Raw genomic sequence first — 24,242 nt, 5'->3', positions numbered from 1 at the left:
GGACATATCACAACCAATCCCCAGCGCGCGCCGGTGACCACCGCAGGCAGCCCATCCGGGCGAACCGCGCCCCACGAGGGCGCCGCGCCCCCGGGAACAGGGCGCGGCGCGTGCTCGGTCCCACCGGCCGTCAGTAGTAGTGGCGGCGCCCCGCGACGGCGTGCCCCATGGCACCCAGCACCCAGAGCACGAGGCCGATGACCACGAGGATGACTCCCAGGGTCCACAGGATGGAGATTCCGGTGAGGAATCCGATGATGAGCAGGATGATACCGAGGATGATCATGATGTAACTCCCTTGCACGGCCCTGGTCGCCGTTGCGCGTCCCGGGCCGGTGGCACCACCGGCGCGGACCCCGGGGCGTCGGCCGCGTGATGCGCGGTGACGCGGGGCCCCGCTCCGACGGGACCGGCCGTCGACGTCGCCGGCTGTTCCTACCTGCGGCGCGAACCCGCCGGCATTCGCGTTCACCCCCATTCGTACACGGATCGGCTACCCAGGTCCTCGCGGTTCATGACCGCGGGATTCGGCCGGAGTGGAGTCGGCCGGTCGCCGGGCTCCGGATGAGAGCGCTCTCAACAGCGCGAACGGCGTCGACGGGATGCTCTGGCCTCGGCGCGAGGCGCCACAACCCCAAGGAAACAACGTCTACTTAACGGTTACGGCTCTGTACGCACCGGCCGCGGCAGCCGGGGCAGCCTCCAAGCAGTGAAGGCAGGAAACCGCGCGCGACTTCTTCTGCTCCATGTATTGACCGCGGTTCGCCCTGGCGAGAAGGTGTTCCCGCCGTATGAGAGCGCTCTCACCACCGAATCGCACCTTCCCCGGCACCGATCCCGAGGAGGCATCACACCCGTGTCCGCGCGTACGACCACCGGCAGGCGGTACGCCGCCAGACCGCTCACCCTGATGGTGGCCGCCGCAGCCACCGTGACCGCGCTCTGCCTGGGCCTGCTCGGCTCGGCCAGGGCCGCCGTCCCCCCGCCGCCGTCCGGCTGGACCACCGTCTGGAGCGACGACTTCAGCGAAGCCGCCAACACCCTCCCGTCCGCAGACAACTGGATCATCGACACCGGTACCAGCTACCCCGGCGGCGCCGCCAACTGGGGCACCGGCGAGGTGCAGACCTACACCTCCGACACCGCCAACCTCCGCCAGGACGGCTCGGGCAACCTGCGCATCACCCCGATCCGGGATTCCGCGGGGAACTGGACCTCCGGGCGCGTCGAGACCCGCCGCAGCGACTTCGAGCCCCCGTCGGGGGGCAAGCTCCGCATCGAGTCCCGCATCCAGATGCCGAACGTCACCGGCGCGGCCGCGGCGGGCTACTGGCCGGCGTTCTGGACGCTGGGCGCGCCGTACCGGGGCAACTACTGGAACTGGCCCTCCATCGGCGAGTTCGACCTGATGGAGAACGTGAACGGCGTCAACCAGGTCTGGGGCACCCTGCACTGCGGCACCAACCCGGGTGGCCCCTGCAACGAGACCATCGGCCTCGGCGCCACCCGTGCCTGCCCCGGCAGCGCCTGCCAGGGCAACTTCCACACCTACGCCTTCGAGTGGGACCGCGGCGTCAGCCCCCAGCAACTGCGCTGGTACGTCGACGGGGTCCAGTTCCACTCGGTGAACGCGGGCCAGATGGACGCCGCCACCTGGAACGCCGCCACGGGCCACGGCCACTTCATCCTGCTGAACGTCGCCATGGGCGGGGCCTTCCCCGACCCCGTGGCCGGCTACAAGACCCCGACGGCCTCCACCGTCTCGGGCGTACCGATGCTGGTCGACTACGTCGCCGTCTACAGCTCCGGCGGTGGCGGCACGCAGCCCCCGACGGACCCCCCACCGACCGGGGACACCGGCAGCGCGTACGGCACCCTCCAGGCCGAGTCGTACACGCAGCAGTCCGGCACCACCGTGGAGACCACGACGGACAGCGGCGGCGGCAAGAACCTCGCGTCGCTCGCGAACGGCGACTGGGCACTGTACTCCGGTGTCGACTTCGGGACGACCACGGCCCGCCAGTTCAAGGCCCGGGTCGCCTCCGGGGCCGCCGGAGGCGTCAGCGGCCTGGTCGAGGTCCGGCTGGACAGCCGGAGCAACGCCCCGATCGGCAGCTTCTCCGTCGCCAACACCGGCGGCTGGCAGAGCTGGACGACCATCCCCGCCAACATCTCGGGCGTCACCGGCAAACACGACGTGTATCTGACCTTCACCAGCGGCCAGCCGGCCGACTTCGTGAACGTCAACTGGTTCACCTTCAGCACCACCTGACACCCCCACCGCCCGCGGCGCCCCGGCCGACCCCTGGCCCGGCCGCCGCGGGCGGCACCTCCCGGTTGTCAAGCCCCGCCCCCGCCGACCAATCCCCGAGGGGTGGTCGCGGTCGGCACCTGGCCGACGCCGCGGGGTGTCGGCATGCTCTCCTCACGTGGATCTTTTCCGACGCCCCTCGTGCTGGTCGTCGCACTCGCCTCCTGGATCCGCGGAGATTCTCGGCGCGCGGGGGGTTGTCCGTCTCTCGGCACGGACCAAGATCTTGCTCAGCCAGGGCCTGGCCTTCGCCGGAAACGTGACCGGCCGCCAGGTCCTCGACGACTGCGCGGCTCCGTCCCACTGCTCGCCGACTCCGGCGCGTGCTGAGGGCCGGCGGTCGACTGATCGTGTCCGCCGCGGCCATCCCTTCGTGATCCACACCATGCGGCGCATGGCCGGGCGGAAGCCCGACTACCCCGGGACCGTCCGGGCGTCCCGGCGTCGGTCCCGGACCTCGGGGCGTGGCCGGAAGCCGGCCGACGTGTAGGTGGCGACGGCTCCGGCATTGGAGCTCGGGGTGCAGACGATCGCGCTCGACGAGCCCAGTTCCCGGAGTGCGGCCGCCGCGGCGACGGTGATCGCCTTGCCGTAGCCGTTGCCGCGGTGTTCCCTGTGCACGCCCATCGGCTCGAGCAGCCCGGGCTTCTGCGGGCCGGCCGACCACACCGTCACCGCCGCCACCGCGTCGCCCCGGTCGTCGTACGCGACCAGGCAACGGGCGTCGGCGTACGGGGACCCGGCCGCCATCGCGTGCCAGCGCTCGTCGGTGAACGTCGACCCGTCGAACGAGGCACGCTGGACGGCGGCCCGCACGTGCGCCTGCTCCGGCCCGATCGCCTCGATCCGCACGCCTGGGTCCTCCACCGGCTCCGTGAGGTCGCGGCGCAGCGGCGTCCACGGCTCGTCGGTGTTCCAGCCGTCCGCGGACAGCACATCCTGCACCAGCGCGGCTATCGGCGCCTCGACATACACCTTCCCGGGTGGCAGTACGCCGCGCTCCGGATCGGCCACGTCGTCAGCCAGCTGCCGCGCCAGCTCCTCGTCCCGCTGGGCGTCGGGCGCGATCGTCAGGCGCAACAGCCCGGGGCCGTCCAGCAGCCCGACGGCGAGAATCCGTCCGCCCCGCCCCCATGTCCGCACCGCCGCGGCCGTCGCCTCCGCACCGAACCGCCAGAACCAGCCCAGGTCGCCCGGATGCAGTTGCATCGGCGCCCCGTCGTACTGCCACTCCCGCAGCACGTCCAAGACCCGGCCCAGCCCGTCAACTTCCGGCCTGCCCAAGACAATCGCCATGCCCCCGATGACACACCACCACACCGCCCTCGCGCATCCGGTTTCCCCGGCGGGCGGTTCAGTGGCGTGGTGAAGGTTCGACCCGCGGCCGGGCACAGGCCGTCACGTATCCCTGGGGCGGGCGATGAGCAGGGCGACGTCGTCGCGGTCGGCGGGGTGTCGGAGCGCGGCGAGGAGGCGGTCGCAGGTTTCCTCGACCGGCTCGTCGGGGGCGTCCAGGAGGCGCAGCAGGTCGTCGAGGCGCTCGTCGATGGCGTGGTCGCGGGTCTCGACCAGACCGTCGGTGTAGAGGACGAGGCGGTCCCCCGGGACGAGGTCGACGGTGGTGCTCTCGAAGGGCACGCCGCCGACGCCCAGGGGGGGTGCCGGTGGGCAGTTCGAGCAGTTCGGGGCCCTTGCCGGCGCGCACCACGACCGGGGGGAGGTGGCCCGCGCCGGCGAGGTGGCAGACGCCGCGGCGGTGGTCGTGGACGGCGTAGACGCAGGTCGCGATGTAGGGGTCGAGACCGTGGGTGATCCGGTCGAGGTGGCCGAGGACCTGGGCCGGGTCGAGGTCGAGACCGGCGAGGGTGGAGGTGGCGGTGCGCAGGCGTCCCATGGTGGTGGCGGCGGGGACACCGCTGCCCATGACGTCGCCGATGACGAGGGCGACCCTGCCGTCGTCGAAGGGGATGACGTCGTACCAGTCGCCGCCCACCTCGCTGCTGGCCTGCGCGGCGCAGTAGCGGGCGGCGAGTTCGAGGCGGGGGTGGGCGGGCGGGAGTTGCGGCAGGAGGCTGCGCTGGAGGGTCTCGGCGGTGCTGCGGAGCTGCTGGTGGAGGCGGGCGTTGTCGATGGACACCGCGGCACGGGAGGCCAGTTCGCAGGCGAGGGTCTGGTCGTCCTCGTCGAAGGGCTGGGGGATGCGGGCGCGGGCGAGGCCGAGGACGCCGAGGATGCGGCCGCGGGCGATGAGCGGGACCGCCATGGCCGTGTGGACGCCCGCCCGGGCCAGCAGCGGGGCGGCGTCGGGGTCGCGGGCGATTCGCACCAGGCTGCGCTCGTCGGCGTGGGTGATCAGGCCGGGGCGGCCGGTGTCCAGGCACCGTGCGGCCAGGTGTTCGGGGCCGTAGGAGACGAGGCGGCCGGGCCCGCCGAAGGCACCGGCGGCGACACCGGCCTCGCTGCACTTGGTGGTGAGCGCTCGGAAGCGGGGGCGGTCGTGGCCGGGCTCGCCGCCGTCGTCGCGCAGCGCGGAGTCGAGGACGTCGACCGCGGCGAAGTCGGCCAGTTCGGGGACGACGACGTCGGCGAGTTCCCGGGCGGTGTCCTCGACCTCCAGGGACATGCCGATGCGAGCCGAGCTGTCGGCGATCACGGCGAGGCGCTGCCGGGCGCGGTCGGCCTCCTGCGCCGAGCGGTGCCGGTCGGTGACGTCCACCACGGAGGTGGCGACGCCCAGGACGTGCCCGTTCCGGTCCTCCAGCCGGAAGTAGGACATCGACCAGGCGTGGTCGGTGCCGGGATCCGCGGGCGTCCGGCCGACGACGTACCGGTCGACGATCGGTGTGCCGGTCCGCAGGACCTGCCGGAGCGCGTCCTCCGCCATGCGGAACCTGGCGCCGGGGAGCACTTCCCGGAAGGGGCGGCCGACGTGCTCGCCCTCGGTCATGCCGTGCATTTCGGCCAGGGCGGGGTTGACGGAGAGGTAGCGCAGGTCCGTGTCGAGCACCCCGAGCCCGATCGGGGACTGGGAGACCAGCCGGAAGGAGAGGGCGAGGCCGCGTTCCAGGCGCTGCAGCACAGGCCGGTCGGTGGCTATGCCCAGGGCGTAGACGCGGCCGCGGCTGTCCGTGAGGCGGACATTGCGGAACTCCGCCAGTCGGGTGCTGCCGTCCTTGTGGCGCACGGGAAACGCTCCCGACCAGCTGCGACCGGTCTCCAGCACCTCCGCGAACAGCCTCATGGCGTCGTCACGGTCCTGGGGCCGGACGAGCAGCGGCGCCGCGTACTGCCCGACCGCCTCGCCCGCGGTGTAGCCGAACAGTTGCTCCGCCTGCGGGCTCCACATGTCGATGCGCCCGTCCGACTCGAGCAGGACCGCGGCGACCCCCAGGAGGTCCATGAGTCCGCTGGGGCCCAGTGCCCTGGCCTCGAGCTGATCGGCGCCGAGCGGCGGCCGCGCTTCGCTCATCGCAGGCTCCCTCTTCGCCCGCCCCTTCGCCGATCTCTTCCTCGCTCTCCGTACGTCCGCCTACCCCGGCTCCGGCGAGCGAGTCCTGCCCGTGGCCGCCGCCCGTGCCGCCGGGGTGACCACGTTTCCCGGGCCCGCTCCCGGGCAGGCGCCCCTGTCGCACGAGAAGAGAAGAGAAGAGAAGAGACGAGAAGAGCCGAGAACAGCACAGAAGGCTCAGAAGACCTGGAAGAGGGGAAAGCGCCATGGCCGCAGAGTTCCCGGGCGGCCGCCGCGTCCTGGCGGTCGTCACCAACTACGGGGTCGAGCAGGACGAGCTGGTCGTCCCCGTCGAGCACCTCCGTGACAGGGGCGCCGACGTCACCGTCGCAGCGACGCGGCACGACGCCGTACAGACCCTGGTCGGGGACAAGGATCCCGGCAAGGTCGTGGAACCGGACACCACCCTCGACGAGGTGGACCCGGCCGGTTTCGATCTGCTCCTCATCCCCGGCGGCACGGTCAACGCCGACAACCTCCGCCTCCAGGGGAAGGCGATGGACGTCGTGCGGGCGTTCGCCTCGTCCGGACGCCCGATCGCGGCGATCTGCCACGGCCCGTGGGCGCTGGCCGAGGCGGGAGTCGTGAAGGGCAAGACGCTGACCTCGTACGCCTCGGTGCGGACCGACTTGCTCAACGCGGGCGCCGCGTCCTGGGTCGACGAACCCGTGGTGCGCGACGCCTCCGCCGGGTACCCGCTGGTCACCTCGCGCACGCCCCAGGACCTGGACGCCTTCCTGGGCGAGGTCGACAAGCTCCTGGTCGGCTCCTGAGCGCGGTCGCCGTCAGGGCTCGATGAGGCCGGCCCGGATCGCGTAGCGCGTGAGTTCCAGGCGGTCGCGCAGACCGAGCTTCTGCAGGAGGTTGGCGCGGTGGCGTTCGACGGTCTTGACGCTGATGAAGAGCACGTCGGCGATCTCCTGGGACGTGTGGCCCTCGGCGACGAGCTTCAGGATTCCTCCTCGCGTTCGGTGACGGCGCGGACGGGCAGGGGCTCGCCCTGGCGGGCGCGTTCGAGGTAGTTGCGGATCAGGGTGGTGACGGCGCCGGGGTAGATGAAGGGTTCGTCGCGCACGGCGGCCCGGCAGGCCTCGACCAGGTCGCGGTCCGCGACGGACTTCAGGACGTAGCCGCCGGCCCCGGTCTTGAGGGCCTCGAAGAAGTACTGCTCGTTGTCGTACATCGTCAGGATGAGGATGCGCAGGCCGGGGCGGAGCCTGCTCAGTTCGCGGGGCGGCCTGCAGGCCGGTCATGCGGGGCATCGCGATGTCCAGGACGGCCAGGTCGACCTGCGCCTCGCGGGCCCTGGCGACGGCTTGGGCGCCGTCGCCGGCCTCGGCGACGGCGGTCAGGTCGGGTTCGCCATTGGGTGCCGGCCCCGATGGTTCCGCAGGCGGGCGCGGGCGACGGTGGAGGAACAGGGCCCACCCGACACCGGGAGGAGGACACCATGCCGCGCCCGCACAAGGCCATCGAGGACATCGAGGCGGAGATCCGGCGTACCGACCCCTGCTTCGCCGAGGGGTTGCGGACCGGGCGTCCGTGCGCGCCGCGGGAGTACCGGCGGAGGCTGGGCCGGCTCCTGCTGGTCGTGGCGCTCGCCTGGATCTTGATCGGCATCATGCTGCCACAAGGGTTGCTGATGGCGGCCGGACTGGTCCTGGACGGCATCGGAGCGGGCGTCCTGGACCCCCGGCACGACACTGTCGGGCGGGGTCGCCGGCGGGTGTGATTCGGGGCGCGGGGCGGGGGGATCCGGGGATGGACGGGTGTCGCGCAGCTCCGAAGGTTGTTCGCGGGGCCCGCGTGTGGCGCCGTTGCGCACGGCTCGGGCGGGCTATTGTGTCGCCGACCGAAAAATTGCGCAAATCGTCACAATTGGGAGCCCTACGTGATCGAAGGCATCGGCAGGCGCCGTTTTCTCGCCGCGGGGGCGGCCGTCGTCGGGGTGGGTGCGGCGAGCAGGGCTTGGGCGGGCACACCGCTGGCCGATGTACCACCGGGTGGGGTCCTGCGGAGCGAGGCCCGGCTCCCCCGCCCGTACCAGGTACCCCTGCCGGTCCCGCCGGTCCTCGAGCCCGCCCTGCGGACCGCGACGACCGACTACTACTACCTGACCCAGCGCGTCGCTGAACTGGAGATCCTCCCGGGACTGCGCACCAACTGCTGGACCTTCGACGGTCTTTTCCCCGGTCCCACGCTCGTCTCCCGCTCGGGGCGCCGCGCTGTCGTCACGCACCGCAACGAACTCCCCCAGCCGACCGTGGTCCACCTGCACGGCGGCCACACCCCCGAGGACAGCGACGGCTACCCGATCGACCTGACGATGCCGGTCGGCAGCCGCATGTCGTACGCCGACGCGATGGCGGGCATGCCGGAGATGCACGACTCACACGGCAAGCTCAGTCACGGCCAGCGCAACTACACCTATCCGATGCTGCAGCGCGCGGCGACGCTCTGGTACCACGACCACCGCATGGGCTACACGGGCCCGGCGGTGTACCGCGGAATGGCCGGGTTCCACCTGGTGACCGACGACGAGGAGGACGGGCTCGACCTGCCGCGCGGCTCCCGCGACATCCCGCTGCTGCTCGCTGACCGGGCGTTCGCCGAGAACGGGGCGCTGATGTACCCCGCCGTCGACCCGGGCATGCGCAAGCCGGGCGTCGTGCACGCGCACCACTTCGGCGTGATGGGCGACGTCATCCTGGTCAACGGCGCCCCCTGGCCCGTGCACCGGGTCAGGCGGCAGCGCTACCGGCTGCGCCTGCTCAACGGCTGCAACGTCCGGGACTTCCGCCTGGAGCTGGACCCGCCGCCGCCGGGCGGCAAGGGCCTGCTCCAGATCGGCAGCGACGGCGGACTGCTGGGCAGCCCGCTGGCCCACGACAGCCTGCGCATCGCCCCCGCCGAACGCTTCGACGTCATCGTGGACTTCGCCCGCTACCGGCCCGGCACCAAGGTGCGCCTGGTCAACCGGTTCGGCAGCGGCAGCACCGCGCGAGTCATGCGCTTCGACGTCTCGCCGTCCTCCCGGAAGCCGCACGACGACACCCACATCCCCAAGCGGCTGTCGCGCTACCCGGCCACCGTCCTGGACCCCCGCAAGGCCGTGGCGCACCGGACCTTCGCCTTCCGGCACTCGCGCGACGGCTGGACGATCAACGGTTTCCCGTACAAGCCCGGCCGCTCACTCGCCGACGTGAGGCTCGGCAAGGTCGAGATCTGGAAGTTCACCTCGGTGTTCTTCCATTCCGTGCACGTGCACCTGGACGCCTTCCGGGTGCTGTCCCGCAACGGCAAGAAGCCGGGCGCGTACGACGCGGGCTGGAAGGACACGGTGGCGACGGGGCCGGGCGAGACCGTGGAGGTGGCGGTCCGCTTCACCGACTACACGGGCAACTTCATGATCCACTGCCACAACCTCGAGCACGAGGACATGGCGATGATGGCCGACTTCACCACGCACTGAGGCACGGCGGCCCAGCTCCGGTCCGGCGCGGCGTCACTACGACGCGGCCGGGCCGGACGGCTGTCCGGGGGCCGTACCGCCGGGCGGGGGACTCTCGCCTCCCGGTGGTCCGGGGGTGCCGGGGGCCGGGCTCTGCGGGGCGGGTCCGGTGCCGGGCGGCGGGGACTGCGGGGCGGTCCCGCCCGGTTCACCCGCCGGCGTGGAGGGGCCCTCCTCCGGGGCGGCCGGTGAGCCGCCCCGCGGCGACCCGGACGGGCTGCCGGGCGGCGCGTTCTCCGGGGGCGTCGTCCGCTGATCCCCGGAGGCCTTGCCGTCACCACTGTTCCGGGTGAACCACTCGCCGGTGTCCGCGTCGCGGACCACGAACTTCTTCACCGGCTCGGACGCCGGGGCCACCACCACGGTCCTCGACGGCTGGTAACCGGGCCACGCGTGGCCGACGGTCGTGGCGCCGTCCTTCTGCTCGACCGGCCGGGTCAGCGGATTTCCGCAGGCACAGCGCACCCGGGGCAGGCCCCGGTCGTCCACCAGGACCGCGGTCCCGGCCTGCAGGACCGACTGGAAGGCGGTGGGCCGGCCGCCGCGGTAGCCGTGGTTGGTGACCCGGGTGTCCGCGCGCAGCTGGAGCGGGGTCAGATCCCTCAGGTACGCCGGGACGCCGGAGGGCGCGAGGCCCAGCACCCTGGCGAACGCCTTGTTCTTCGAGGGGTCCGACGACAGGGCGCTGATCTGCTTCTCCACGTCGCAGCTCGCGGCGTCACGCGTACCGCCGTACAGACCGGGCATGCCGCCGCTGTAGACCTGCCGCACGGTGCCGCCCGTCGTCGACGGGGTCGGCAGGGCCGGTGTCGCGGAGGGAACGGCGGTCTCCTCGGCCGTCGACCGCGTGAACGGGTTCGGTCCCGCGCTGCCCGCCGTCTGCAGGAACAACTCACCCGGCTTCCCGCCCGAGACCCCTCCGGGCCGGGTGAACACCACGGCCAGTGCCACCGCGGCCACCACGACGGCGGTGAGCGCGGCCACCTTCGGCACCGAGCGCCACCAGGGCCGTTCGTGGCCTCCGCCGTCCCCGCCGCCGTCTCCCCCGCCGCCTCCGCCGCCGTCCGGCGGTCCGCCAGGTGGCGGCGGCGAGCCCACGACGACCGTCGGCGTCCGGCGCCGCGGTCCGGACGAGTCCTTGCTGGGGGGCCGCGACTCGTCCGTGCCGTCCGGTCCGGACAGCGGGCCCGCGGGCGGGCCCTCGGGGCGGGCGAGCGAGGGCGGTAGAACGCTCACAGGGCTTTCCTCCACTCGTCCCGCACCGTCACCCCGGCCGGACGGCTCCGCCGGCCGCTTCGCAAGCCCCACCTGCTGACCATTGTGTGCGCCCCCCTCACAGTCCCCGCAAGCCGACGTGTGCCGGGGACGGCAGGCGTGCGCGGTCTCCGCGGCAGCCCCGGGAGGGGTGCGCGGCCGCCTCTTCCGGGGGACCATGGAATCCCGCCGGCAAGGGCGAGCGGGGACGGCGGACCGACCGGCCGGAACGGCAGGCGGAAGAGGCGCCCACCATGAGCGACACGGATCGGTACACGACCGGCCCGGAGCGGCTGGACGGGGTCGCGACGGGCCCGAGCGGGTTGCTGGACCTCCTGGGCGTGGCCGCGGTGCTCCTGGAGGGCGACGGCCGGGTGGACATGTGGAGCCCGCAGGCCGAGGAGCTGTTCGGCTACACCGCGGAGGAGGCGGTCGGCCAGTACGCCGCACGCCTGCTCGTCCACGACACCCACCGCAAGCTCGTCGTCCGGCTGTTCTCCGAGATCATGAGGACCGGCCAGAGCTGGGCGGGGTCCTTCCCGGTGCGCCGCAAGGACGGCACCCGGCTGCTGGTGGAGTTCCGCAACATGCGGCTGATGGACAGCCTCGGGGACTACTACATCCTCGGGCTCGCCACCGACCAGTCCACCCTGCGCGAGGTGGAGCAGGAGGTCGCACTGAGCACACGGCTGATCTCGCAGTCGCCGATCGGCATCGCGGTGCTGGACACCGCGCTGCGCTACCTCACCGTCAATCCCGCGCTCGCGCGGTCCCACGGCCTCTCGGTCCAGGACCACCTGGGGCGGCCGTTCCGCAGCGTCCTGCCCGGCGCGGAGTACCGGGCGGTGGAGACGGAGATGCGGCAGGTACTGACCTCCGGGAAGCCGATGGTCGACCGGTACATCGTCGCGCGTACCCCCTCCGCCCCGCGGAGCGAGCACGCCTGGGCGCTGTCCTTCTACCGGCTGGAGGATCACAGGGGCCACGTACTGGGCCTCGCCGAGGTCGTCGTCGACGTCACCGACCGGCACCGCGCGGCCGCGGAGGCCGACCGGGCCCGGCGCAGGCTGACGATGATCGCCGACGGCTCCGCCCGGATCGGCACCGCCCTGGAGGTGGAGCGCACGGTACGGGAGCTGGTCGAGGTGGTCGTGCCCGACCTGGCGGACCTGGCGGCGGTCGACATCCTCGACGGCGTCCTGGACCAGCGCGCCCCCGCCGCGTCCCTGGACCCGCCGGTGTTCCGCTCCCTCGCCGTCAGGGCCGCCTACCCGACGGACGCGGCCCGGGCCGCCCCCGCCCAGGGAGACGTGGTCACCTACCACGCCGAGCACCTCTCGGCGCTGTGCGTGCGCACGCTCCGCCCGCACCTGATCGCCCACGCCGGTCAGCACGACCTGGAGCGCATCACCCCCGATCCCGAGTCGGCACGGCTCCTCGCCGACGCCGGCGTGCACTCCTGCATGGCGATCCCGCTCATCGCCCGTGGCGAGGTCCTGGGTGTGCTGGGCATGAGCCGTGCCCGTACGCACGCGTCCTTCGACGAGGACGACCTCACCCTCGCGTGCGAGCTGGCCGCGCGTGCGGCCGTGTGCGTCGACAACGCCCGCTGGTACCAGCAGGTGCGCAACATCGCCGAGACCCTGCAGCGCAGCCTCCTCCCGGAGCCCCAGCCGTACCACCCCGGCCTGGAGGTCGCCGCCCGCTACCGGCCCGCGCAGGCCAGGAGCCAGGTCGGCGGCGACTGGTACGACGTCATCCCGCTCGACGACGACCGCACCGCACTCGTCGTCGGCGACGTCATGGGCAGCGGCATCGAAGCCGCCACCACCATGGGCCGGCTGCGCACCGCGACCTCGACGCTGGCCGAGCTCGACCTGGACCCCGCCAAGGTGCTGGGCCACCTCGACAAGATCACACACGGCCTCGACCCGTACATCGCGACCTGCGTGTACGCGCTGTACGACGCGCGCAGCTCCAAGTGCCATCTGGCGACCGCCGGCCACCTGCCGCCGGTCCTGGTGCGCGGCGACGGCTCCCCGGAGCTGCTCGACCTGCCCACGGGGACGCCGCTGGGCGTCGGCGGCGTCCCGTTCGAGAGCACCAGCGTGACGCTCGCGCCCGGCGACCGTCTGGTGCTGTACACCGACGGTCTCGTGGAGACCCGCGACGACCCGATCGACGAGCGCCTGGAACTGCTCCTGTCGCTGCTCGGCACGCCGGACGCCTCGGTGGAGGAGACCTGCGACCGGCTCCTGCGGGAGCTGCGGGGCGCCGACGACCACGACGACGTCGCCCTGCTGATCGCCCGCGCCGACCGCACCGCCGCCCGTGGGAACACCTGTGATCAGGTGCCGCCGGGCGGGTGGTGACCGCGCCCCCGGGTGGGCTCGGCACCGGCAGGGTGGAATGCATGGGGTTCGGCCCCGGCGCACGCCCGGGTCGTACTGCCGCACGGAAAGGCGTGAGGGAATGGGACACGGCGGAAACGTGATCGCTGAGCTGCTGGCCGACCACCGCGAGGTCGAGGAGATCTTCGATCGCATGCAGTCGATGTCGACCGGCGACCCGGCGCTGCGGGAGCTGGTGGACGAGGTGACCATCGAGCTGGTGCGGCACTCGGTGGCGGAGGAGCAGTACCTCTACCCGGCCGTCCGCGAGCACGTCGAGGGCGGTGACCGTATCGCGGACAAGGAGCTCGCGGACCACGCCAGGACCGAGGAACTGCTGAAGGAGCTGGAGCAGCTGCCACCGAACGACGGCCGGTTCCACCCCTTGCTGATGCGGCTGATGGACGAGGTGACCGCGCACGTCCAGGACGAGGAGGGCACGCTCTTCCCCGAGCTCAGCAGCGCCTGCTCGCCCGAGGCGCTCGACGACCTGGGCGACAAGGTGCGCCGCGCCAAGTCCCTCGCCCCTACCCGTCCCCACCCCGCCGCGCCGGACACCCCTCCCGCCAGCAAGATCCTCGCCCCGGGCGCGGGCCTCGTCGACCGTGCCCGCGACTTCGTGACCGGCCGCGGCCGGTCCTGAGCTCGGGGAGCGGCGGCGCAGGGTCCCTGTCCCCCCGGGACCCTGCGCCGGGTCCCCGCGGGACGGGACGTGATGCGGCTCATGTCGCGAAAGCGCCGTTTTGCGTACGCTGGGCGCGCCGCGCACCGGACGGGCGCGGCACCCACGCGCGCGGAGGACGGTTCGTTCGGCATGCACAGTGAGTTCTCGTCGGTCATCGCCGCCGCCACCCGGTGGCTGCTGTCCGCCTATCCGGCGACCGGTGGAGCGCTCAGCCGTGCCCTGGCCGAGGCGCAGGCCCGCCAGGCCGCCATGGTCGCCGCGGCCCTGCGCTACCCGACGGCCGTGGACGCCGCCCTGCTCGGGCTGCTCCCGCCCGGCGGCGCCGACCGGCTGGAGTGGGTCGCCGACGCCGGGGTCGCCGAAGAGGCCGGCGGGCACGCCGCAGACACCGGGGACGGCTGGCGGACCTGGGTGGACGAGGTCGTCGTGAGCTGGGCGGCCTGCCTGCTCTCCGACCCCGGTCTTGCCGCCTCCGCGGTGACGGCGCTAGCGGCCACCGAGCACGGCCCCTCCCTCGCGGGCGACGCCCTCCGGCTCACCGCCCCCCGCGCCCACGACCGCGCCGCGGCCACCCTCCTCCGGCACCCGGACCTGGTGGCCCCGATAGCGGGCCTGCACCGCGCGGAACTGGCGGCACTACTGGCTGCGGAGCCGCTCGACAGCTTCCCGGCGTAGCGACCGCTTTCGCGGCGCCTGACCCGTTCGCCAGCGCACCGGGAGCGGCAATCGCTGTATCCGGGCGCGGCACGGTGGTGAAGACCCGCGGGCGGCTCAGCCGCGCGCGAACTCCAGCAGGTCGGCGTTGAACCGTTCGGCGAACTCGGGCACCATCGCCAGCCCGTGCGGGGCGCCCTCGTACACCTTGTAGACCGCTCCCTTGACCAGCTTCGAACTCTTCGCGCCCGCGGCCACGATGGGCACGATCTGGTCGTCGTCACCGTGCACGATCAGCGTCGGGACGTCGATCTTCTTGAGGTCCTCGGTGGTGTCGGTCTCGGAGAACGCCTTGACGCAGTCGTAGGCACCCTTGATGCCCACCGACATGCTCCACAGCCAGAACTCGTCGCGGGTGCCCTGGCTGACGGTCGACCCGGCGCGGTTCGCGCCGTAGAACGGGCCACTGAGGTCCCGGTAGAACTGGGACCTGTCCTTGGCCACGCCCTCGCGGATCTCGTCGAAGACCTCGATCGGAAGGCCCTCGGGATTGGCCTCGGTCTTCAGCATCAGCGGGGGGATGGCGGCGAGCAGCACCGCCTTGGCGACCCGGCCCGTTCCGTGCCGCCCCATGTAGCGCGTGACCTCGCCACCGCCGGTCGAGTGCCCGACCAGGATGACGTCGCGCAGGTCGAGTTCCTCGATCACGGCGGCCAGGTCGTCGGCGTAGGTGTCGAGGTCGTTGCCCTCCCACGGCTGACCGGAACGCCCGCCGCCACGGCGGTCGTGGGCGACACCCCGGAAACCATTGTCCACCATCCACTTCATCTGCGGGTCCCAGGCGTCCGCGGTCAGCGGCCACCCGTGGGAGAAGACGACCGGCCGGCCCGTCCCCCAGTCCTTGAAGAAGATCCGGGTCCCGTCCTTCGCTGTTGCATACGGCATGATCCTGAGTCCTTCCGGGGGTCGGCCCATTGCTCAAACCGTAATCCGGAGGCGGTGTCCCGGCGCGTCGAGACGGGCCGGGAGAGGAGGGAGGGGCTCGGCCGCCCGGTGCGACGGAGGCGTCCAGCGGCGGGCCGGCTTCGCGGGCCACGGTGGTCAGGGTCTCGCCGGCCGGGGCCCGCTCGGCGCGGACGGCGCCGCGACCGCCGCCGGGCGGGACGCCCATCGCGCGCTGGAGGAGGCCACCGACCGCGCCGCCGGGCGGCCCTGGGAGGCGATGGGCCCCTAAGGCGTGTCGTCAAGTGCCCGCCGGCCCCGCGGCGCCTGGCACGGCACCTGGCTGCGTTGTCGAATCCTCCGAGTAGCCCACTACGAGGACGACTCTCCGCCTTGCGATGCACCGCACCAGACACCGCGGGGCCCGCCCTCCGGGCGGCCGGCGCTCATTCGACGACACGCTCTCTAGGCCGTGGAGCGCCTGGTCAGTCACGGTGTTGTCGGCGCCTGCGCGGGCCTGTGCGGGGCGTTGCCCTACCCGAACCCGATGGGGGTGTCCGAACCCCCGCGAGGGTCTCGGGCCGAGAGGAGCCCGGCGATGCAGGCGTCCCAGTCGATGCGGCTGCCCTCGGTGCCAAGCGGGACGAGTTCCGCAGTGGCGGCCAGGAACCGCGCGAGTGCACCCGTGGCGACCTGCAGGACGGCCGCGCCGCCGGGGCCGGCGAGGGTGATCAGGGTGTGGGCGTGGTCGCCGGGTTCGACGTGGACGTCGCCGTCCCCGGCCGAGGCCGCGAGCCCGGACAGCAGCAGCTCGCGGGAGAGCACCCAATCCGCCTCGCCGGTGCCGTCGCCGTGACTGAAGCGCATCCGCACGGCGTAGGGGTCGTCGGGACGGTACTGGCAGTCCGCCGACAGATCGAGGACCCGCCGGGTCCCGGTGATCAGCCGCAGGGACATTTGCTCCGTGAGTGCTCGCATGGACGCCCCCTCGTGGTCCCGGTTCGGCCGGGTTCGCAGGTCGTTGCCCTGCGCTTGCCCCGTGACGCGTGGTCCGGGCCGGGATGGCGGGGAAGATTTCGTGAAGGCTCGGCGCACCCGCCGCCGGGCGGCGTGAAGCCGAGGTGCCGGTGTGGCAGTGGTCCGCGACGGCGTTCTCCCAGTGCCTGGCCGCGGCCTCCGGCGGCGGTCCACATGGGGGCCGCGCCGCGGGCACGTCGTCGCCGGCGCCGTTGGACGCAGGCGTGCAGGCGGCGGCCGTCCCAGGTGAGGACGGGGTCGGCGGCGCTGCGCGCGTGGGTGTGGGACTCGTGGACGGTGGCGGGGGCGTCCGCGGTCCAGCCGAGGGCGGCGAGGTGGTCGGCGCGTCCAGCGCCCGTCCCCGAGCGGGCTCCTGAGCAGGGCAGGCGAGGAAAACGGCCGTTCGCCCGGGTACCGGGTCGCGAACGCCGGTCCGGAGCCATGCCGTCGACGGCCCGGGAAGTCCGCTGCGGCAGCGGTACCCCGGCGACGGCAGGCGTGCTCGGACGCGGCAGCCCCCGCATCGCGCAGTGGGCCTCAGGTGCCCGTGCGGCTCCCGGGCCGCTCGCACGGCCGCCCACCAGGCCGCGGCCCGGGCGGCGGCGCGGGCCTGCGGGTGGTCCGGTCAGACCTCCGCGGGTGCCTGCGCGTCCTTCAGACGCGCGGCGACCGTCGACAGGAACTCGTCGGACAGCTCGGGATCGGCGACCGCGCGCGAGATCAGCAAGGCGCCGACCAGGGCGCTGAGCGTGAGCATCGCGTCGGCCCGCGCCTCGTCGGGGTCCTCGCCCCGCGCGGTCTCGCCGATGAGCGCGAGGTAGTCGCCGACCTGCTTCTCGTACGCCTCCTTGAACGCCGCGTCGCCGCGACCGGCCGCGGCGCCGAGGGTCACCAATGCGCAGCCGGTACCGGGGGCGTCCCGGTGGCGGGCGCTGAGGTAGGCGTCGATCAGCCCCGAGCGGGGGGCCTCGGGGTCCTTGCGGGCGGCCTCGGCCATCTTGGCCTCGCCGTCGGCGAGGGCGAGCGCCGCCGCCTGACCCATCAGGTCGTCACGCGACGCGAAGTGCTTGTAGAACCCGCCGTGGGTGAGTCCGGCCTCGTTCATGAGGTCGGCGACGCCGGGGCGGGTCATGCCCTCCTCGCGGATCCGGCGGGCGGCGATCCGCAGGACCTTCTCGCGCGACTCGGCCTTCGCTGCCTGCGAGTGACCCATCGCCTGACCTCCCGGGTGTGCGTCGGGCCGCCCCGACCGAATGTGGATGACGGCCATCATACACCCTCCCCGGAGCCCCGCCCGGGGCTTTGACATGCGGGATGACACCCATCATCCTCGAGATGTGGATGACGGTAATCATCCACACACCGGCACGCGCCTCCACCGGAGCAGGCCCGCCGCCTCTCCCCCTCCCGCCCGCGAACCCTCCGCGAGGACCCATGACCACCGCAGCAACCCGCCCGGACGTCAAGCGGGGAACCCTCCCCGTGTTCGCCACGGCGACGGCGATCACGGTCGCCAACATCTACTTCACCCAGCCCCTCCTCGACCAGATCGCCCACGACTTCGGCATCTCCGCCTCCGCCGCCGGGCTCGTGGCCACGGCGGGGCAGATCGGCTACGCGCTGGGCATCGTGGCCGTCGTCCCGCTCGCGGACCGGGCACGGCTGCGCCGGCTGTCCAGGGTCCTGCTCGCGGTGACCGCCGTCGCGCTCCTGGCGGGCGCCGTTGCCCCGTCCGTCGCCCTGCTGGGCCTGGCGACCCTCGCGCTCTCGGCGAGCACCGTGCTGCCGCAGGTGATCATGCCGACGGTCGCGTCCATGGCCGCACCCGGCAGGGCCGGACGGGTCCTGGGGGCGGTCGGCACGGGGCTGACGATGGGCGCCCTGCTCTCCCGCACCGCCTCCGGACTCATCGCCCAGGCCGCGGGAACCTGGCGGGCGGGCTTCCTCGTCGCCGCGGCGGCCACGGCGGCACTGCTGCTGGTCCTTCCCCGGTACATGCCGGCCGGACGACCGGCGGGAGCCGCGACCTCGGGCGGCTACGGGCGATTGCTCGCCTCGCTCCCCCGGCTGCTGGTGGACCACGCCCCGTTGCGCCTGTCGGCCGCGCTGGGAGCGACGGCCTTCGCCTCCTTCTCCGCCTTCTGGTCCACGCTCGCCTTCCACCTCACCGCCCCGCCGATCGGGCTGGGCCCGGCCGTGGTCGGCCTCTTCGGCCTGTGCAGCGTGCCGGGCGCGCTGGCCGCCCGCTACTCGGGGCGGCTCACCGACCGGTGGGGGCCGCTGGCGGTCAACACCGTCGCGGTGGCCTCGGCCGTGGCCGCGTTCGTGCTCTTCGGGGTCGCGGGGCGGTCACTCGTCGCCCTCGCCGTGGGCTGCAACCTGCTCGGCTACGGGGTCACCAGCGGCCAGACAGCCAACCAGGCCCGCATCTTCACCGCGGGGCCGGGGATGCGGGGTCGGCTCAACACGGTGTACATGTTCGCGGTCTTCGGCGGTGGCGCCACCGGTTCGGCCGTCGCCGGAGTGCTCTTCTCATCCTTCGGCTGGCACGGCGTGGTGGCCAGCGGCCTGGGCTTCCTGCTCCTCGCGGCCCTGACGCTCGCCTGGCACGCCCCCCGGGCCCGCCGTGCGGGCACCCGGCGGGGCGACGGCAGCGGACCCACCCGGACGGACGCGGACACCGCCGCGACTCCCGCCGTACGCGGGTGACCGGAGCACGCGCGGAGCGCGGGCCGCACCGCCCGCGCTCCGCGACTCCATGAGGGAGCCGGCCGTCACCGGCCGTCGCCGCGGCGCTCCCAGGTCAGGACACCGGTGCGGAGCGCGCCCCAGAGCCGGACGGGGCCGGGCAGGCTCAGCCGGAGCATTCGGCCGTCCAGGTCGGCGATCCGCGTCTGGGCACCGCCCACCCAGTTGGGGAACAGGCTCAGTTCGACACGGTGCACGACCGTGTCCCCGGCCGGGACCTCGAAGGTGCCGGCGTAGGCGAGGTAGCCCGCGGCCGCCGCGGCCAGTTCCCCGGGCAGCCCTTCCTCGAGCCGCCCATGCCGGAAGTCCGGCCGCCCGGCCCGCATGATCTGGGCCGCCATGTGGCCGTCCCGGCCGTACGTGATCAGGCCCCGGGGCCGCGGCCCGAAGGGCTCGACGACCTCCCCGGTCCCGACGTCGGTGGCCTCGTAGGACACCAGCCGCCAGCCGCCGATCAGGGATTCGCGCAGTTCATCGGGAGACATCGCCGTACCTCGCTGTCGTGCGGGCACCCACTGGGCGCCGTCGATGGCCGCCGGCCCGCATCCCCCGCCCGCGCTGCGCTGCGCGCACCCACTCGGCGGCCCGGCGTCGTTCCTTGACTTTCAGGATGACGAGAGTAATCCTGAATGAGGATGATGCAAATAATCCACACTGGGAAAGGACGCATCATGACCGACACCTACGACCCCACGCGGACGGCGATCCTGCTGGTCGACCCCTACAACGACTTCCTGTCCGAGGGCGGCAAGGTCTGGCCCGCGCTGGAAGGCGTCGCCACCGAGGTCGGCCTGCTGGACAACCTCCGCGCCGTCGTCGGCGCGGGGCGCGCGGCGGGCCAGAAGGTCTTCTTCGTCCCTCACCGCCGCTGGCGGGAGGGCGACTACGAGGACTGGCAGCACCCCAACCCCACGCACCGCATCATCCAGGAGCGGCACACCTTCGCCCTCGGCACCTGGGGCGGCGAGTTCCACCCCGACTTCCGGCCCGCCGAGGGCGACGTGGTCGTCCAGGAGCACTGGTCCCAGAGCGGCTTCGCCAACACCGACCTGGACTTCCGGCTCAAGCAGCACGGGGTCACCCATGTGATCGTCATCGGGCTGCTCGCCAACACCTGCATCGAGTCCACCGGCCGCTACGCCATGGAACTCGGCTACCACGTGACGCTCGTCCGCGACGCCACCGCGGCCTACCGCCCCGAGATGATGCACGCCGCCCACGAGCTCAACGGCCCCACCTACGCCCACTCCATCACCACCACCGCCGACCTGCTGAAGACGCCGGAGAACGGAGACCACTGACATGCGACTGACCGGAGAGATGCTGATCGGCGCCTCGTCCGTCCCTGCGTCCGAGGGCACGATGAAGGCGCTCGACCCGGCGACCGGCGAACTGGTCGGACCGGAGTTCGCGCTCGGCGGGGCGGCCGAGGTCGACCGCGCCGCACGGCTGGCCGACGAGGCCTACGACACCTACAACCGCACCGGCCTCGTGGAGCGCTCCGCGTTCCTCGACTTGATCGCGGACCGGCTTGACGGGATCAAGGGCGAACTGGCCGAGCGGGCGGCCCTGGAGACGGGCCTCCCGGTCGCGCAGTTGGAAGCCGAGGCGGCCAAGTCCGCGGGGCAGTTCAGGCAGTTCGCCGAGGTCGTGCGGCAGGGCCGGTTCCGGCAGGCCGCCGTCGACACGGCCCAGCCGGGACGGCGGCCCAGGCCCCGTATGGACCACCGCCTGCAGAAGATCGCCATCGGACCGGTGGCCGTCTTCGGCGCCAGCAACTTCCCGATCTCCTACTCGGTCGCGGGCGGCGACACCGCCGCCGCGCTCGCGGCGGGCTGCCCGGTGATCCTCAAGGCCCACAACGCCCACCCCGGCGCCTCGGAACTGCAGGGGCGCGTCATCCAGGGCGCCGTCGCCGACTGCGGGCTGCACGAGGGCGTGTTCTCGATGCTCCGGGGGGCGGGCAACGCGATCGGCGAGGCCCTGGTGGAGCATCCACTGGTCAAGGCGGTCACCTTCACCGGTTCCGAGGCCGGCGGCATGGCCCTGTACCGGCGGGCGCAGCTGCGCCCCGATCCGATACCGGTCTTCGCCGAGATGACCAGCGTCAACCCGACCTTCGTCCTGCCGGCGGCGCTGGCGGCGCGCGGCGGCGAGATCGGCGACGGCTTCGCCGAGCGCATGCTCGTGAACGTCGGCCAGGCCTGTCTGAAGCCGGCCGTGCTGCTCGCCGTCGACGGCCCGGGGTACGCCGAGCTGCGCGAGGCGGCCGCGGCGCGGGTCGGTGCCATGGGCGCGCGGACGATGCTCACCCCCGGCATCCACGACGCCTACGGCCGCGGGGAACGGCGCCTGCGCGAGTCCGGGGCCGCGACCGTGGCGGCCGGGCCGGAGCCCAAGGGCGCCTACCAGGGCCGCGCGCAGCTCCTCGAGGTCGACGGCGACCGCTTCCTGGCCGAATCCGCGCTGGCCGAGGAGGTCTTCGGACCGGCCGCGCTGCTCGTCCGGCTGAGCAGCACGGAGCAGATGACGGAGGTGGCCCGCGGCTTCCGCGGCCAGCTGTCGGCGACGATGCACCTGGAGGAGGCGGACCACCCGCAGGCCGCGCGCCTGCTGCCGGTCCTGGAGCGCCGTACCGGCCGGATCGTGGTGAACGCCTTCGCCCACCCGCAGGAAGTCGGCCACGCCACGATCCACGGCGGCCCGTTCCCGGCCACGACCGACAGCCGCTTCACCTCGGTCGGCATGAGCGCGATCGACCGCTTCCTGCGGCCCGTCACCTACCAGGGCTTCCCCGACGCGCTGCTCCCCGAGGCGCTGGCCCCGGCCAACCCGCTGGGGCTGTGGCGGCTGGTCGACGGGCACCTCACCCGCGACTGACCCGCCGGGCGCGGCCCGGTCGCGGGAAGCGCGCGGGTTCCCCCCGGGTGCGGGCGGTCCACGGGTGGTCCTCGCCGAGATGGCGCACCCGGTCCTGGAGGACCTGGCGCAGCAGCCGGGCGGCGCGCGAGGCGGCGCGCGCCTCCCCCACGCACGTCGCGTACCACTGCGGGGGCAGCTGCCCGGGGGCCGCGCCTGCCTTGTCCAAGGCGGCCATGGCGTGGTGCAGGTCGCCGCGCTGGTAGGCGGTCGCGCCGATGTCCAGGGCGCCGCTTACGGCCGCCCGAACAGCGGGGTCAGCGCGGTCCGGGCCAGACCCGCGAACATCCTGACCAGGTAACCCGCCGCGCCCGTGACGTGTCCGCTTCCGGCACCCGTCGCGTACTCCCCCGTTCCCCCGGTCCGCCCTGCGTGGTGTGTTCCCGATGGCGCCAACGGCTACCCGCCGGGGGCGTGGTAGCGGGCGGAGGCCAGTGAGAAGTCGAGGAAGCCGCGGGCCCAGGCGTGGATGCCGTCCGCGTACTGGCTGACCGCCGCCAGTTGCGCCGGGGTGAGGTCGGTCGCGAGGGCGGTGGCGTACAGGTCGCGCGTCGCGGTGCGCAGGGCGGCGACTCGGCGGGCGTGCCACAGCCGTGTCTCGTCGATCGCTTCCTCCAGCGTCAGGCCGTGGTGGTGGCGCAGGACGAGGACCAGGTTGGTGGTCTCCCCCGAGAGCAGCTCCTTCTCCACCGAGAACAGGTCATTGGTCCAGCCGATGACGTCGGCGGCGGCCTCGCGCAGGGCGCGGCAGGCCGGTGAGAACCAGATCGCCGCGGGCAGCTCCGACTCCTGGGCGTACTCGATGAGGTCGAAGCACCAGCCGGTCGCACCGGAGACCCGCCGCCAGGAGACGTACGCCTCCGGGGTGGGCACCTCGTGGTCGGCGCGGATCCGGATCATGTCCTGGTTGGTGCGGATCCACGCGATCAGGTGGCGGCGGAAGCGGTCGCCCCAGGCGGCCCCCATGGCCCCGGTCACCCGCGGCATGATGTCGCCGAGCACGCGGACGGCCGGTGGCGCCGAGGCGGGAACCGCGCGCCCGCAGCCGCCGACGGCACCGGCCATGGCCTCCAGTTCCACGCCGGTACTCGGGGAGGGACCGGCGTCGCTGCCGTCGTCGACGGCGAACATCCACAGCGTGAGCCGGGCCAGTTCCGTCAGGCGGGCCGGCGCCGCCCAGGGCCACACGTGTGCCGCCATGGCCACCTGCCGCTCCCGGCCGGCCTGTCCCGAGGTCAGCGGGGACAACAGCCCGGCCCGCCGGGCCCAGGCCATGACATGCGGCTCCACCTCCCCCAGGCCGGGGTTGAGCCGCGACGGGCCCGGTACGAGGACGGGCCCCGCGGCCCGCCCCCGCGTGACCCCGCTGTGCGCGGCCCGTCCCCCCGGACCGTCGATACGGACGAACGCGGACGTCTTCCCCACCGAGATCCCCCCTTCCCGAGCCGTCGGCGGCCCGGCAAGGACTACGACTTCCAGCCATCCCCGTCCGGGTTCCTACCCAGCCTTCGACGACCGAACGCCAGGAACGCACGGTCGGTTGGCGTCAGGACGCCAACGCGGGCGGCAGGGCGCCGCGGGAACCCGGTCGGCCCACGACGCGTCATGATCCGTTGGGCACCGACCGCCCGCGCAGACCGCCCGTACCGAGCGCCCGCACCGTTCGCGTTCAGTTTCACGTTCTTCGAGGAGACAAGTGCACAGACACCGCCGCCCGTTCACCGCCGCCGTGGCCGTGGCCGCCGCGTGCCTGGCCGCCCTGCTGGGTGCCTGCGCGGGCCCGGATTCCGGGGCCGTGGCCGGATCCGGACCGTCGGCGGCCGCTACCGCCGGCGCTCCGGCCGCGAAAGCGGACCCACGCGTCATCGGGCTGCTGGACGACCACCGGCACGTGGCGCGCAGGACGGCCACCGGGCGGCGCCCGCACATGGTGCAGCGGTGCACCGACCGCACCCGGCGGGTGAAGCACAGCTCCTCGAGCGGTTCCGGAAAGCGCAGGTCGACCCGGACCTGGTACACCACCGAGCACTACAAGGACTGCCGGAAGGTCCGGCAGGGCACCGAGTCCTACACCCGCGTGGTCTCGGCGGAACGCTGGTGCGTCGAACTGGACGACGTCGGCGGCGACCGCACCCGGGACGACGTCTGGTTCACGGTGGACTCCGCCACGTACGACACGGCCGTCGACACCAAGGAGGGCACCCCCACGTCCTTCACCCCCCTGGCGACCGGCTGCTGACGACCCGCGGCGGGCGGCCCGGGCTTTCGATTCCCATGGCGTAATCCGGATGCGCGCCGCGCGG

At 73.3% G+C, this 24,242-nt stretch carries 23 protein-coding genes and 2 pseudogenes; 12 read left to right on the top strand and 13 right to left on the bottom strand.

All coding sequences use genetic code 11. The annotated features are described in order from the left end of the window. Nucleotides 1–130 precede the first annotated feature (130 nt). Nucleotides 131–286, bottom strand: a complete 156-nt coding sequence (locus tag ACRWNP_RS13345; protein WP_018557825.1) for a DUF6131 family protein — start codon at nucleotides 284–286, stop codon at nucleotides 131–133. Nucleotides 287–910: 624 nt separating this feature from the next. On the opposite strand from ACRWNP_RS13345, the gene ACRWNP_RS13340 reads away from it, so the two are divergent. Then, a complete protein-coding gene (locus ACRWNP_RS13340) occupies nucleotides 911–2,272 on the top strand; it encodes a glycoside hydrolase family 16 protein (RefSeq protein ID WP_431961408.1) in 1,362 nt (453 codons plus the stop codon). A gap of 453 nt (nucleotides 2,273–2,725) precedes the next feature. On the opposite strand, the gene ACRWNP_RS13335 is transcribed toward ACRWNP_RS13340, so the two are convergent. Together ACRWNP_RS13335 and ACRWNP_RS13330 are read right to left on the bottom strand one after the other, a co-directional pair. Further along, nucleotides 2,726–3,607, bottom strand: a complete 882-nt coding sequence (locus ACRWNP_RS13335) for a GNAT family N-acetyltransferase (protein ID WP_431961354.1) — start codon at nucleotides 3,605–3,607, stop codon at nucleotides 2,726–2,728. Nucleotides 3,608–3,709: 102 nt separating this feature from the next. Then, nucleotides 3,710–5,780: pseudogene (locus tag ACRWNP_RS13330) on the bottom strand (SpoIIE family protein phosphatase). A 245-nt stretch (nucleotides 5,781–6,025) separates the two neighbouring features. Between ACRWNP_RS13330 and ACRWNP_RS13325 the strand changes: the two are divergent. Continuing rightward, complete coding sequence (locus ACRWNP_RS13325; RefSeq protein ID WP_431961353.1) at nucleotides 6,026–6,592, top strand: type 1 glutamine amidotransferase domain-containing protein; 567 nt, start codon at nucleotides 6,026–6,028, stop codon at nucleotides 6,590–6,592. Nucleotides 6,593–6,604: 12 nt separating this feature from the next. Here the strand turns inward: ACRWNP_RS13325 and ACRWNP_RS13320 are convergent, their stop codons facing one another. From ACRWNP_RS13320 to ACRWNP_RS13310, 3 genes and pseudogenes are all read right to left on the bottom strand, one after another. Further along, nucleotides 6,605–6,727 (bottom strand): response regulator transcription factor, encoded by a 123-nt coding sequence (locus ACRWNP_RS13320; protein ID WP_431961407.1) that lies wholly within the window; start codon nucleotides 6,725–6,727, stop codon nucleotides 6,605–6,607. A 41-nt stretch (nucleotides 6,728–6,768) separates the two neighbouring features. After that, nucleotides 6,769–7,002 (bottom strand): hypothetical protein, encoded by a 234-nt coding sequence (locus ACRWNP_RS13315; RefSeq protein ID WP_431961412.1) that lies wholly within the window; start codon nucleotides 7,000–7,002, stop codon nucleotides 6,769–6,771. Nucleotides 7,003–7,042: 40 nt separating this feature from the next. Next, nucleotides 7,043–7,171: pseudogene (locus tag ACRWNP_RS13310) on the bottom strand (response regulator); the annotation flags it as partial. A 98-nt stretch (nucleotides 7,172–7,269) separates the two neighbouring features. On the opposite strand from ACRWNP_RS13310, the gene ACRWNP_RS13305 reads away from it, so the two are divergent. Together ACRWNP_RS13305 and ACRWNP_RS13300 are read left to right on the top strand one after the other, a co-directional pair. Then, nucleotides 7,270–7,551 carry a DUF3040 domain-containing protein gene (locus tag ACRWNP_RS13305; protein ID WP_431961352.1) on the top strand — a complete coding sequence of 94 codons (282 nt, stop codon included), beginning with the start codon at nucleotides 7,270–7,272 and terminating at the stop codon, nucleotides 7,549–7,551. A gap of 159 nt (nucleotides 7,552–7,710) precedes the next feature. After that, nucleotides 7,711–9,291, top strand: coding sequence for a multicopper oxidase family protein (locus ACRWNP_RS13300; protein ID WP_431961351.1), 1,581 nt, complete (start codon nucleotides 7,711–7,713; stop codon nucleotides 9,289–9,291). A 36-nt stretch (nucleotides 9,292–9,327) separates the two neighbouring features. Here ACRWNP_RS13300 and ACRWNP_RS13295 read toward each other — a convergent pair whose 3' ends face one another. Then, entirely contained in the window at nucleotides 9,328–10,566 is a 1,239-nt protein-coding gene (locus ACRWNP_RS13295; protein WP_431961349.1) for a DUF6777 domain-containing protein, read from the bottom strand. 272 nt (nucleotides 10,567–10,838) lie between these two features. Here ACRWNP_RS13295 and ACRWNP_RS13290 point away from each other — a divergent pair, with 272 nt between their 5' ends. From ACRWNP_RS13290 to ACRWNP_RS13280, 3 genes are all read left to right on the top strand, one after another. Next, entirely contained in the window at nucleotides 10,839–12,956 is a 2,118-nt protein-coding gene (locus ACRWNP_RS13290; protein ID WP_431961348.1) for a SpoIIE family protein phosphatase, read from the top strand. Between the two features lie 100 nt (nucleotides 12,957–13,056). Next, a complete protein-coding gene (locus ACRWNP_RS13285) occupies nucleotides 13,057–13,617 on the top strand; it encodes a hemerythrin domain-containing protein (RefSeq protein WP_431961346.1) in 561 nt (186 codons plus the stop codon). Nucleotides 13,618–13,788: 171 nt separating this feature from the next. Continuing rightward, nucleotides 13,789–14,334 carry a hypothetical protein gene (locus ACRWNP_RS13280; RefSeq protein WP_431961345.1) on the top strand — a complete coding sequence of 182 codons (546 nt, stop codon included), beginning with the start codon at nucleotides 13,789–13,791 and terminating at the stop codon, nucleotides 14,332–14,334. A gap of 96 nt (nucleotides 14,335–14,430) precedes the next feature. On the opposite strand, the gene ACRWNP_RS13275 is transcribed toward ACRWNP_RS13280, so the two are convergent. Then, nucleotides 14,431–15,258 carry an alpha/beta fold hydrolase gene (locus ACRWNP_RS13275; protein WP_431961344.1) on the bottom strand — a complete coding sequence of 276 codons (828 nt, stop codon included), beginning with the start codon at nucleotides 15,256–15,258 and terminating at the stop codon, nucleotides 14,431–14,433. Here ACRWNP_RS13275 and ACRWNP_RS13270 point away from each other — a divergent pair. After that, nucleotides 15,257–15,547, top strand: coding sequence for a helix-turn-helix domain-containing protein (locus ACRWNP_RS13270; RefSeq protein ID WP_431961343.1), 291 nt, complete (start codon nucleotides 15,257–15,259; stop codon nucleotides 15,545–15,547). The two genes, ACRWNP_RS13275 and ACRWNP_RS13270, sit on opposite strands and share 2 nt — an antisense overlap. A 242-nt stretch (nucleotides 15,548–15,789) precedes the next feature. Here ACRWNP_RS13270 and ACRWNP_RS13265 read toward each other — a convergent pair whose 3' ends face one another. Together ACRWNP_RS13265 and ACRWNP_RS13260 are read right to left on the bottom strand one after the other, a co-directional pair. Further along, the gene (locus ACRWNP_RS13265) at nucleotides 15,790–16,233 is read right to left on the bottom strand and encodes an SsgA family sporulation/cell division regulator (RefSeq protein WP_431961342.1); all 444 of its coding nucleotides are present in this window, start codon (nucleotides 16,231–16,233) and stop codon (nucleotides 15,790–15,792) included. A 664-nt stretch (nucleotides 16,234–16,897) separates the two neighbouring features. Continuing rightward, entirely contained in the window at nucleotides 16,898–17,485 is a 588-nt protein-coding gene (locus ACRWNP_RS13260) for a TetR/AcrR family transcriptional regulator (protein ID WP_431961341.1), read from the bottom strand. A gap of 221 nt (nucleotides 17,486–17,706) precedes the next feature. On the opposite strand from ACRWNP_RS13260, the gene ACRWNP_RS13255 reads away from it, so the two are divergent. Continuing rightward, a complete protein-coding gene (locus ACRWNP_RS13255; protein ID WP_431961340.1) occupies nucleotides 17,707–18,981 on the top strand; it encodes an MFS transporter in 1,275 nt (424 codons plus the stop codon). Nucleotides 18,982–19,046: 65 nt separating this feature from the next. Here ACRWNP_RS13255 and ACRWNP_RS13250 read toward each other — a convergent pair whose 3' ends face one another. Next, nucleotides 19,047–19,505 carry a lipocalin-like domain-containing protein gene (locus ACRWNP_RS13250; RefSeq protein WP_431961339.1) on the bottom strand — a complete coding sequence of 153 codons (459 nt, stop codon included), beginning with the start codon at nucleotides 19,503–19,505 and terminating at the stop codon, nucleotides 19,047–19,049. Between the two features lie 186 nt (nucleotides 19,506–19,691). Between ACRWNP_RS13250 and ACRWNP_RS13245 the strand changes: the two genes are divergently transcribed. Together ACRWNP_RS13245 and ACRWNP_RS13240 are read left to right on the top strand one after the other, a co-directional pair. Then, complete coding sequence (locus tag ACRWNP_RS13245; protein ID WP_431961338.1) at nucleotides 19,692–20,321, top strand: isochorismatase family cysteine hydrolase; 630 nt, start codon at nucleotides 19,692–19,694, stop codon at nucleotides 20,319–20,321. A 1-nt stretch (nucleotide 20,322) separates the two neighbouring features. Continuing rightward, nucleotides 20,323–21,900 carry an aldehyde dehydrogenase (NADP(+)) gene (locus ACRWNP_RS13240; protein ID WP_431961337.1) on the top strand — a complete coding sequence of 526 codons (1,578 nt, stop codon included), beginning with the start codon at nucleotides 20,323–20,325 and terminating at the stop codon, nucleotides 21,898–21,900. Here the strand turns inward: ACRWNP_RS13240 and ACRWNP_RS13235 are convergent. Next, nucleotides 21,887–22,108, bottom strand: a complete 222-nt coding sequence (locus ACRWNP_RS13235; RefSeq protein ID WP_431961335.1) for a hypothetical protein — start codon at nucleotides 22,106–22,108, stop codon at nucleotides 21,887–21,889. The two genes, ACRWNP_RS13240 and ACRWNP_RS13235, sit on opposite strands and share 14 nt — an antisense overlap. A 230-nt stretch (nucleotides 22,109–22,338) precedes the next feature. Beyond that, nucleotides 22,339–23,364: a terpene synthase family protein gene (locus tag ACRWNP_RS13230; RefSeq protein ID WP_431961333.1), complete on the bottom strand. Its 1,026-nt coding sequence runs from the start codon at nucleotides 23,362–23,364 to the stop codon at nucleotides 22,339–22,341. Nucleotides 23,365–23,635: 271 nt separating this feature from the next. On the opposite strand from ACRWNP_RS13230, the gene ACRWNP_RS13225 reads away from it, so the two are divergent. Further along, nucleotides 23,636–24,178, top strand: a complete 543-nt coding sequence (locus ACRWNP_RS13225; RefSeq protein WP_431961331.1) for a hypothetical protein — start codon at nucleotides 23,636–23,638, stop codon at nucleotides 24,176–24,178. Nucleotides 24,179–24,242 lie beyond the last annotated feature (64 nt).

Source organism: Actinacidiphila sp. bgisy160 (genome assembly GCF_965342435.1).
Lineage (GTDB): Bacteria > Actinomycetota > Actinomycetes > Streptomycetales > Streptomycetaceae > Actinacidiphila.
Note: the sequence above shows the minus strand (reverse complement) of the source record. Positions and strands in the feature narration are given on the sequence as shown.

What these genes read in the sequence shown, in the direction of transcription:
- ACRWNP_RS13275 (WP_431961344.1), bottom strand. Translation starts at nt 15,258, where the DNA reads ATGCCGTATGCAACAGCGAAGGACGGGACCCGGATCTTCTTCAAGGAC.
- ACRWNP_RS13285 (WP_431961346.1), top strand. Translation starts at nt 13,057, where the DNA reads ATGGGACACGGCGGAAACGTGATCGCTGAGCTGCTGGCCGACCACCGC.
- ACRWNP_RS13265 (WP_431961342.1), bottom strand. Translation starts at nt 16,233, where the DNA reads ATGCGAGCACTCACGGAGCAAATGTCCCTGCGGCTGATCACCGGGACC.
- ACRWNP_RS13340 (WP_431961408.1), top strand. Translation starts at nt 911, where the DNA reads ATGGTGGCCGCCGCAGCCACCGTGACCGCGCTCTGCCTGGGCCTGCTC.
- ACRWNP_RS13335 (WP_431961354.1), bottom strand. Translation starts at nt 3,607, where the DNA reads ATGGCGATTGTCTTGGGCAGGCCGGAAGTTGACGGGCTGGGCCGGGTC.
- ACRWNP_RS13260 (WP_431961341.1), bottom strand. Translation starts at nt 17,485, where the DNA reads ATGGGTCACTCGCAGGCAGCGAAGGCCGAGTCGCGCGAGAAGGTCCTG.
- ACRWNP_RS13305 (WP_431961352.1), top strand. Translation starts at nt 7,270, where the DNA reads ATGCCGCGCCCGCACAAGGCCATCGAGGACATCGAGGCGGAGATCCGG.
- ACRWNP_RS13240 (WP_431961337.1), top strand. Translation starts at nt 20,323, where the DNA reads ATGCGACTGACCGGAGAGATGCTGATCGGCGCCTCGTCCGTCCCTGCG.
- ACRWNP_RS13280 (WP_431961345.1), top strand. Translation starts at nt 13,789, where the DNA reads ATGCACAGTGAGTTCTCGTCGGTCATCGCCGCCGCCACCCGGTGGCTG.
- ACRWNP_RS13290 (WP_431961348.1), top strand. Translation starts at nt 10,839, where the DNA reads ATGAGCGACACGGATCGGTACACGACCGGCCCGGAGCGGCTGGACGGG.
- ACRWNP_RS13255 (WP_431961340.1), top strand. Translation starts at nt 17,707, where the DNA reads ATGACCACCGCAGCAACCCGCCCGGACGTCAAGCGGGGAACCCTCCCC.
- ACRWNP_RS13250 (WP_431961339.1), bottom strand. Translation starts at nt 19,505, where the DNA reads ATGTCTCCCGATGAACTGCGCGAATCCCTGATCGGCGGCTGGCGGCTG.
- ACRWNP_RS13270 (WP_431961343.1), top strand. Translation starts at nt 15,257, where the DNA reads ATGATCCTGAGTCCTTCCGGGGGTCGGCCCATTGCTCAAACCGTAATC.
- ACRWNP_RS13345 (WP_018557825.1), bottom strand. Translation starts at nt 286, where the DNA reads ATGATCATCCTCGGTATCATCCTGCTCATCATCGGATTCCTCACCGGA.
- ACRWNP_RS13315 (WP_431961412.1), bottom strand. Translation starts at nt 7,002, where the DNA reads ATGTACGACAACGAGCAGTACTTCTTCGAGGCCCTCAAGACCGGGGCC.
- ACRWNP_RS13245 (WP_431961338.1), top strand. Translation starts at nt 19,692, where the DNA reads ATGACCGACACCTACGACCCCACGCGGACGGCGATCCTGCTGGTCGAC.
- ACRWNP_RS13325 (WP_431961353.1), top strand. Translation starts at nt 6,026, where the DNA reads ATGGCCGCAGAGTTCCCGGGCGGCCGCCGCGTCCTGGCGGTCGTCACC.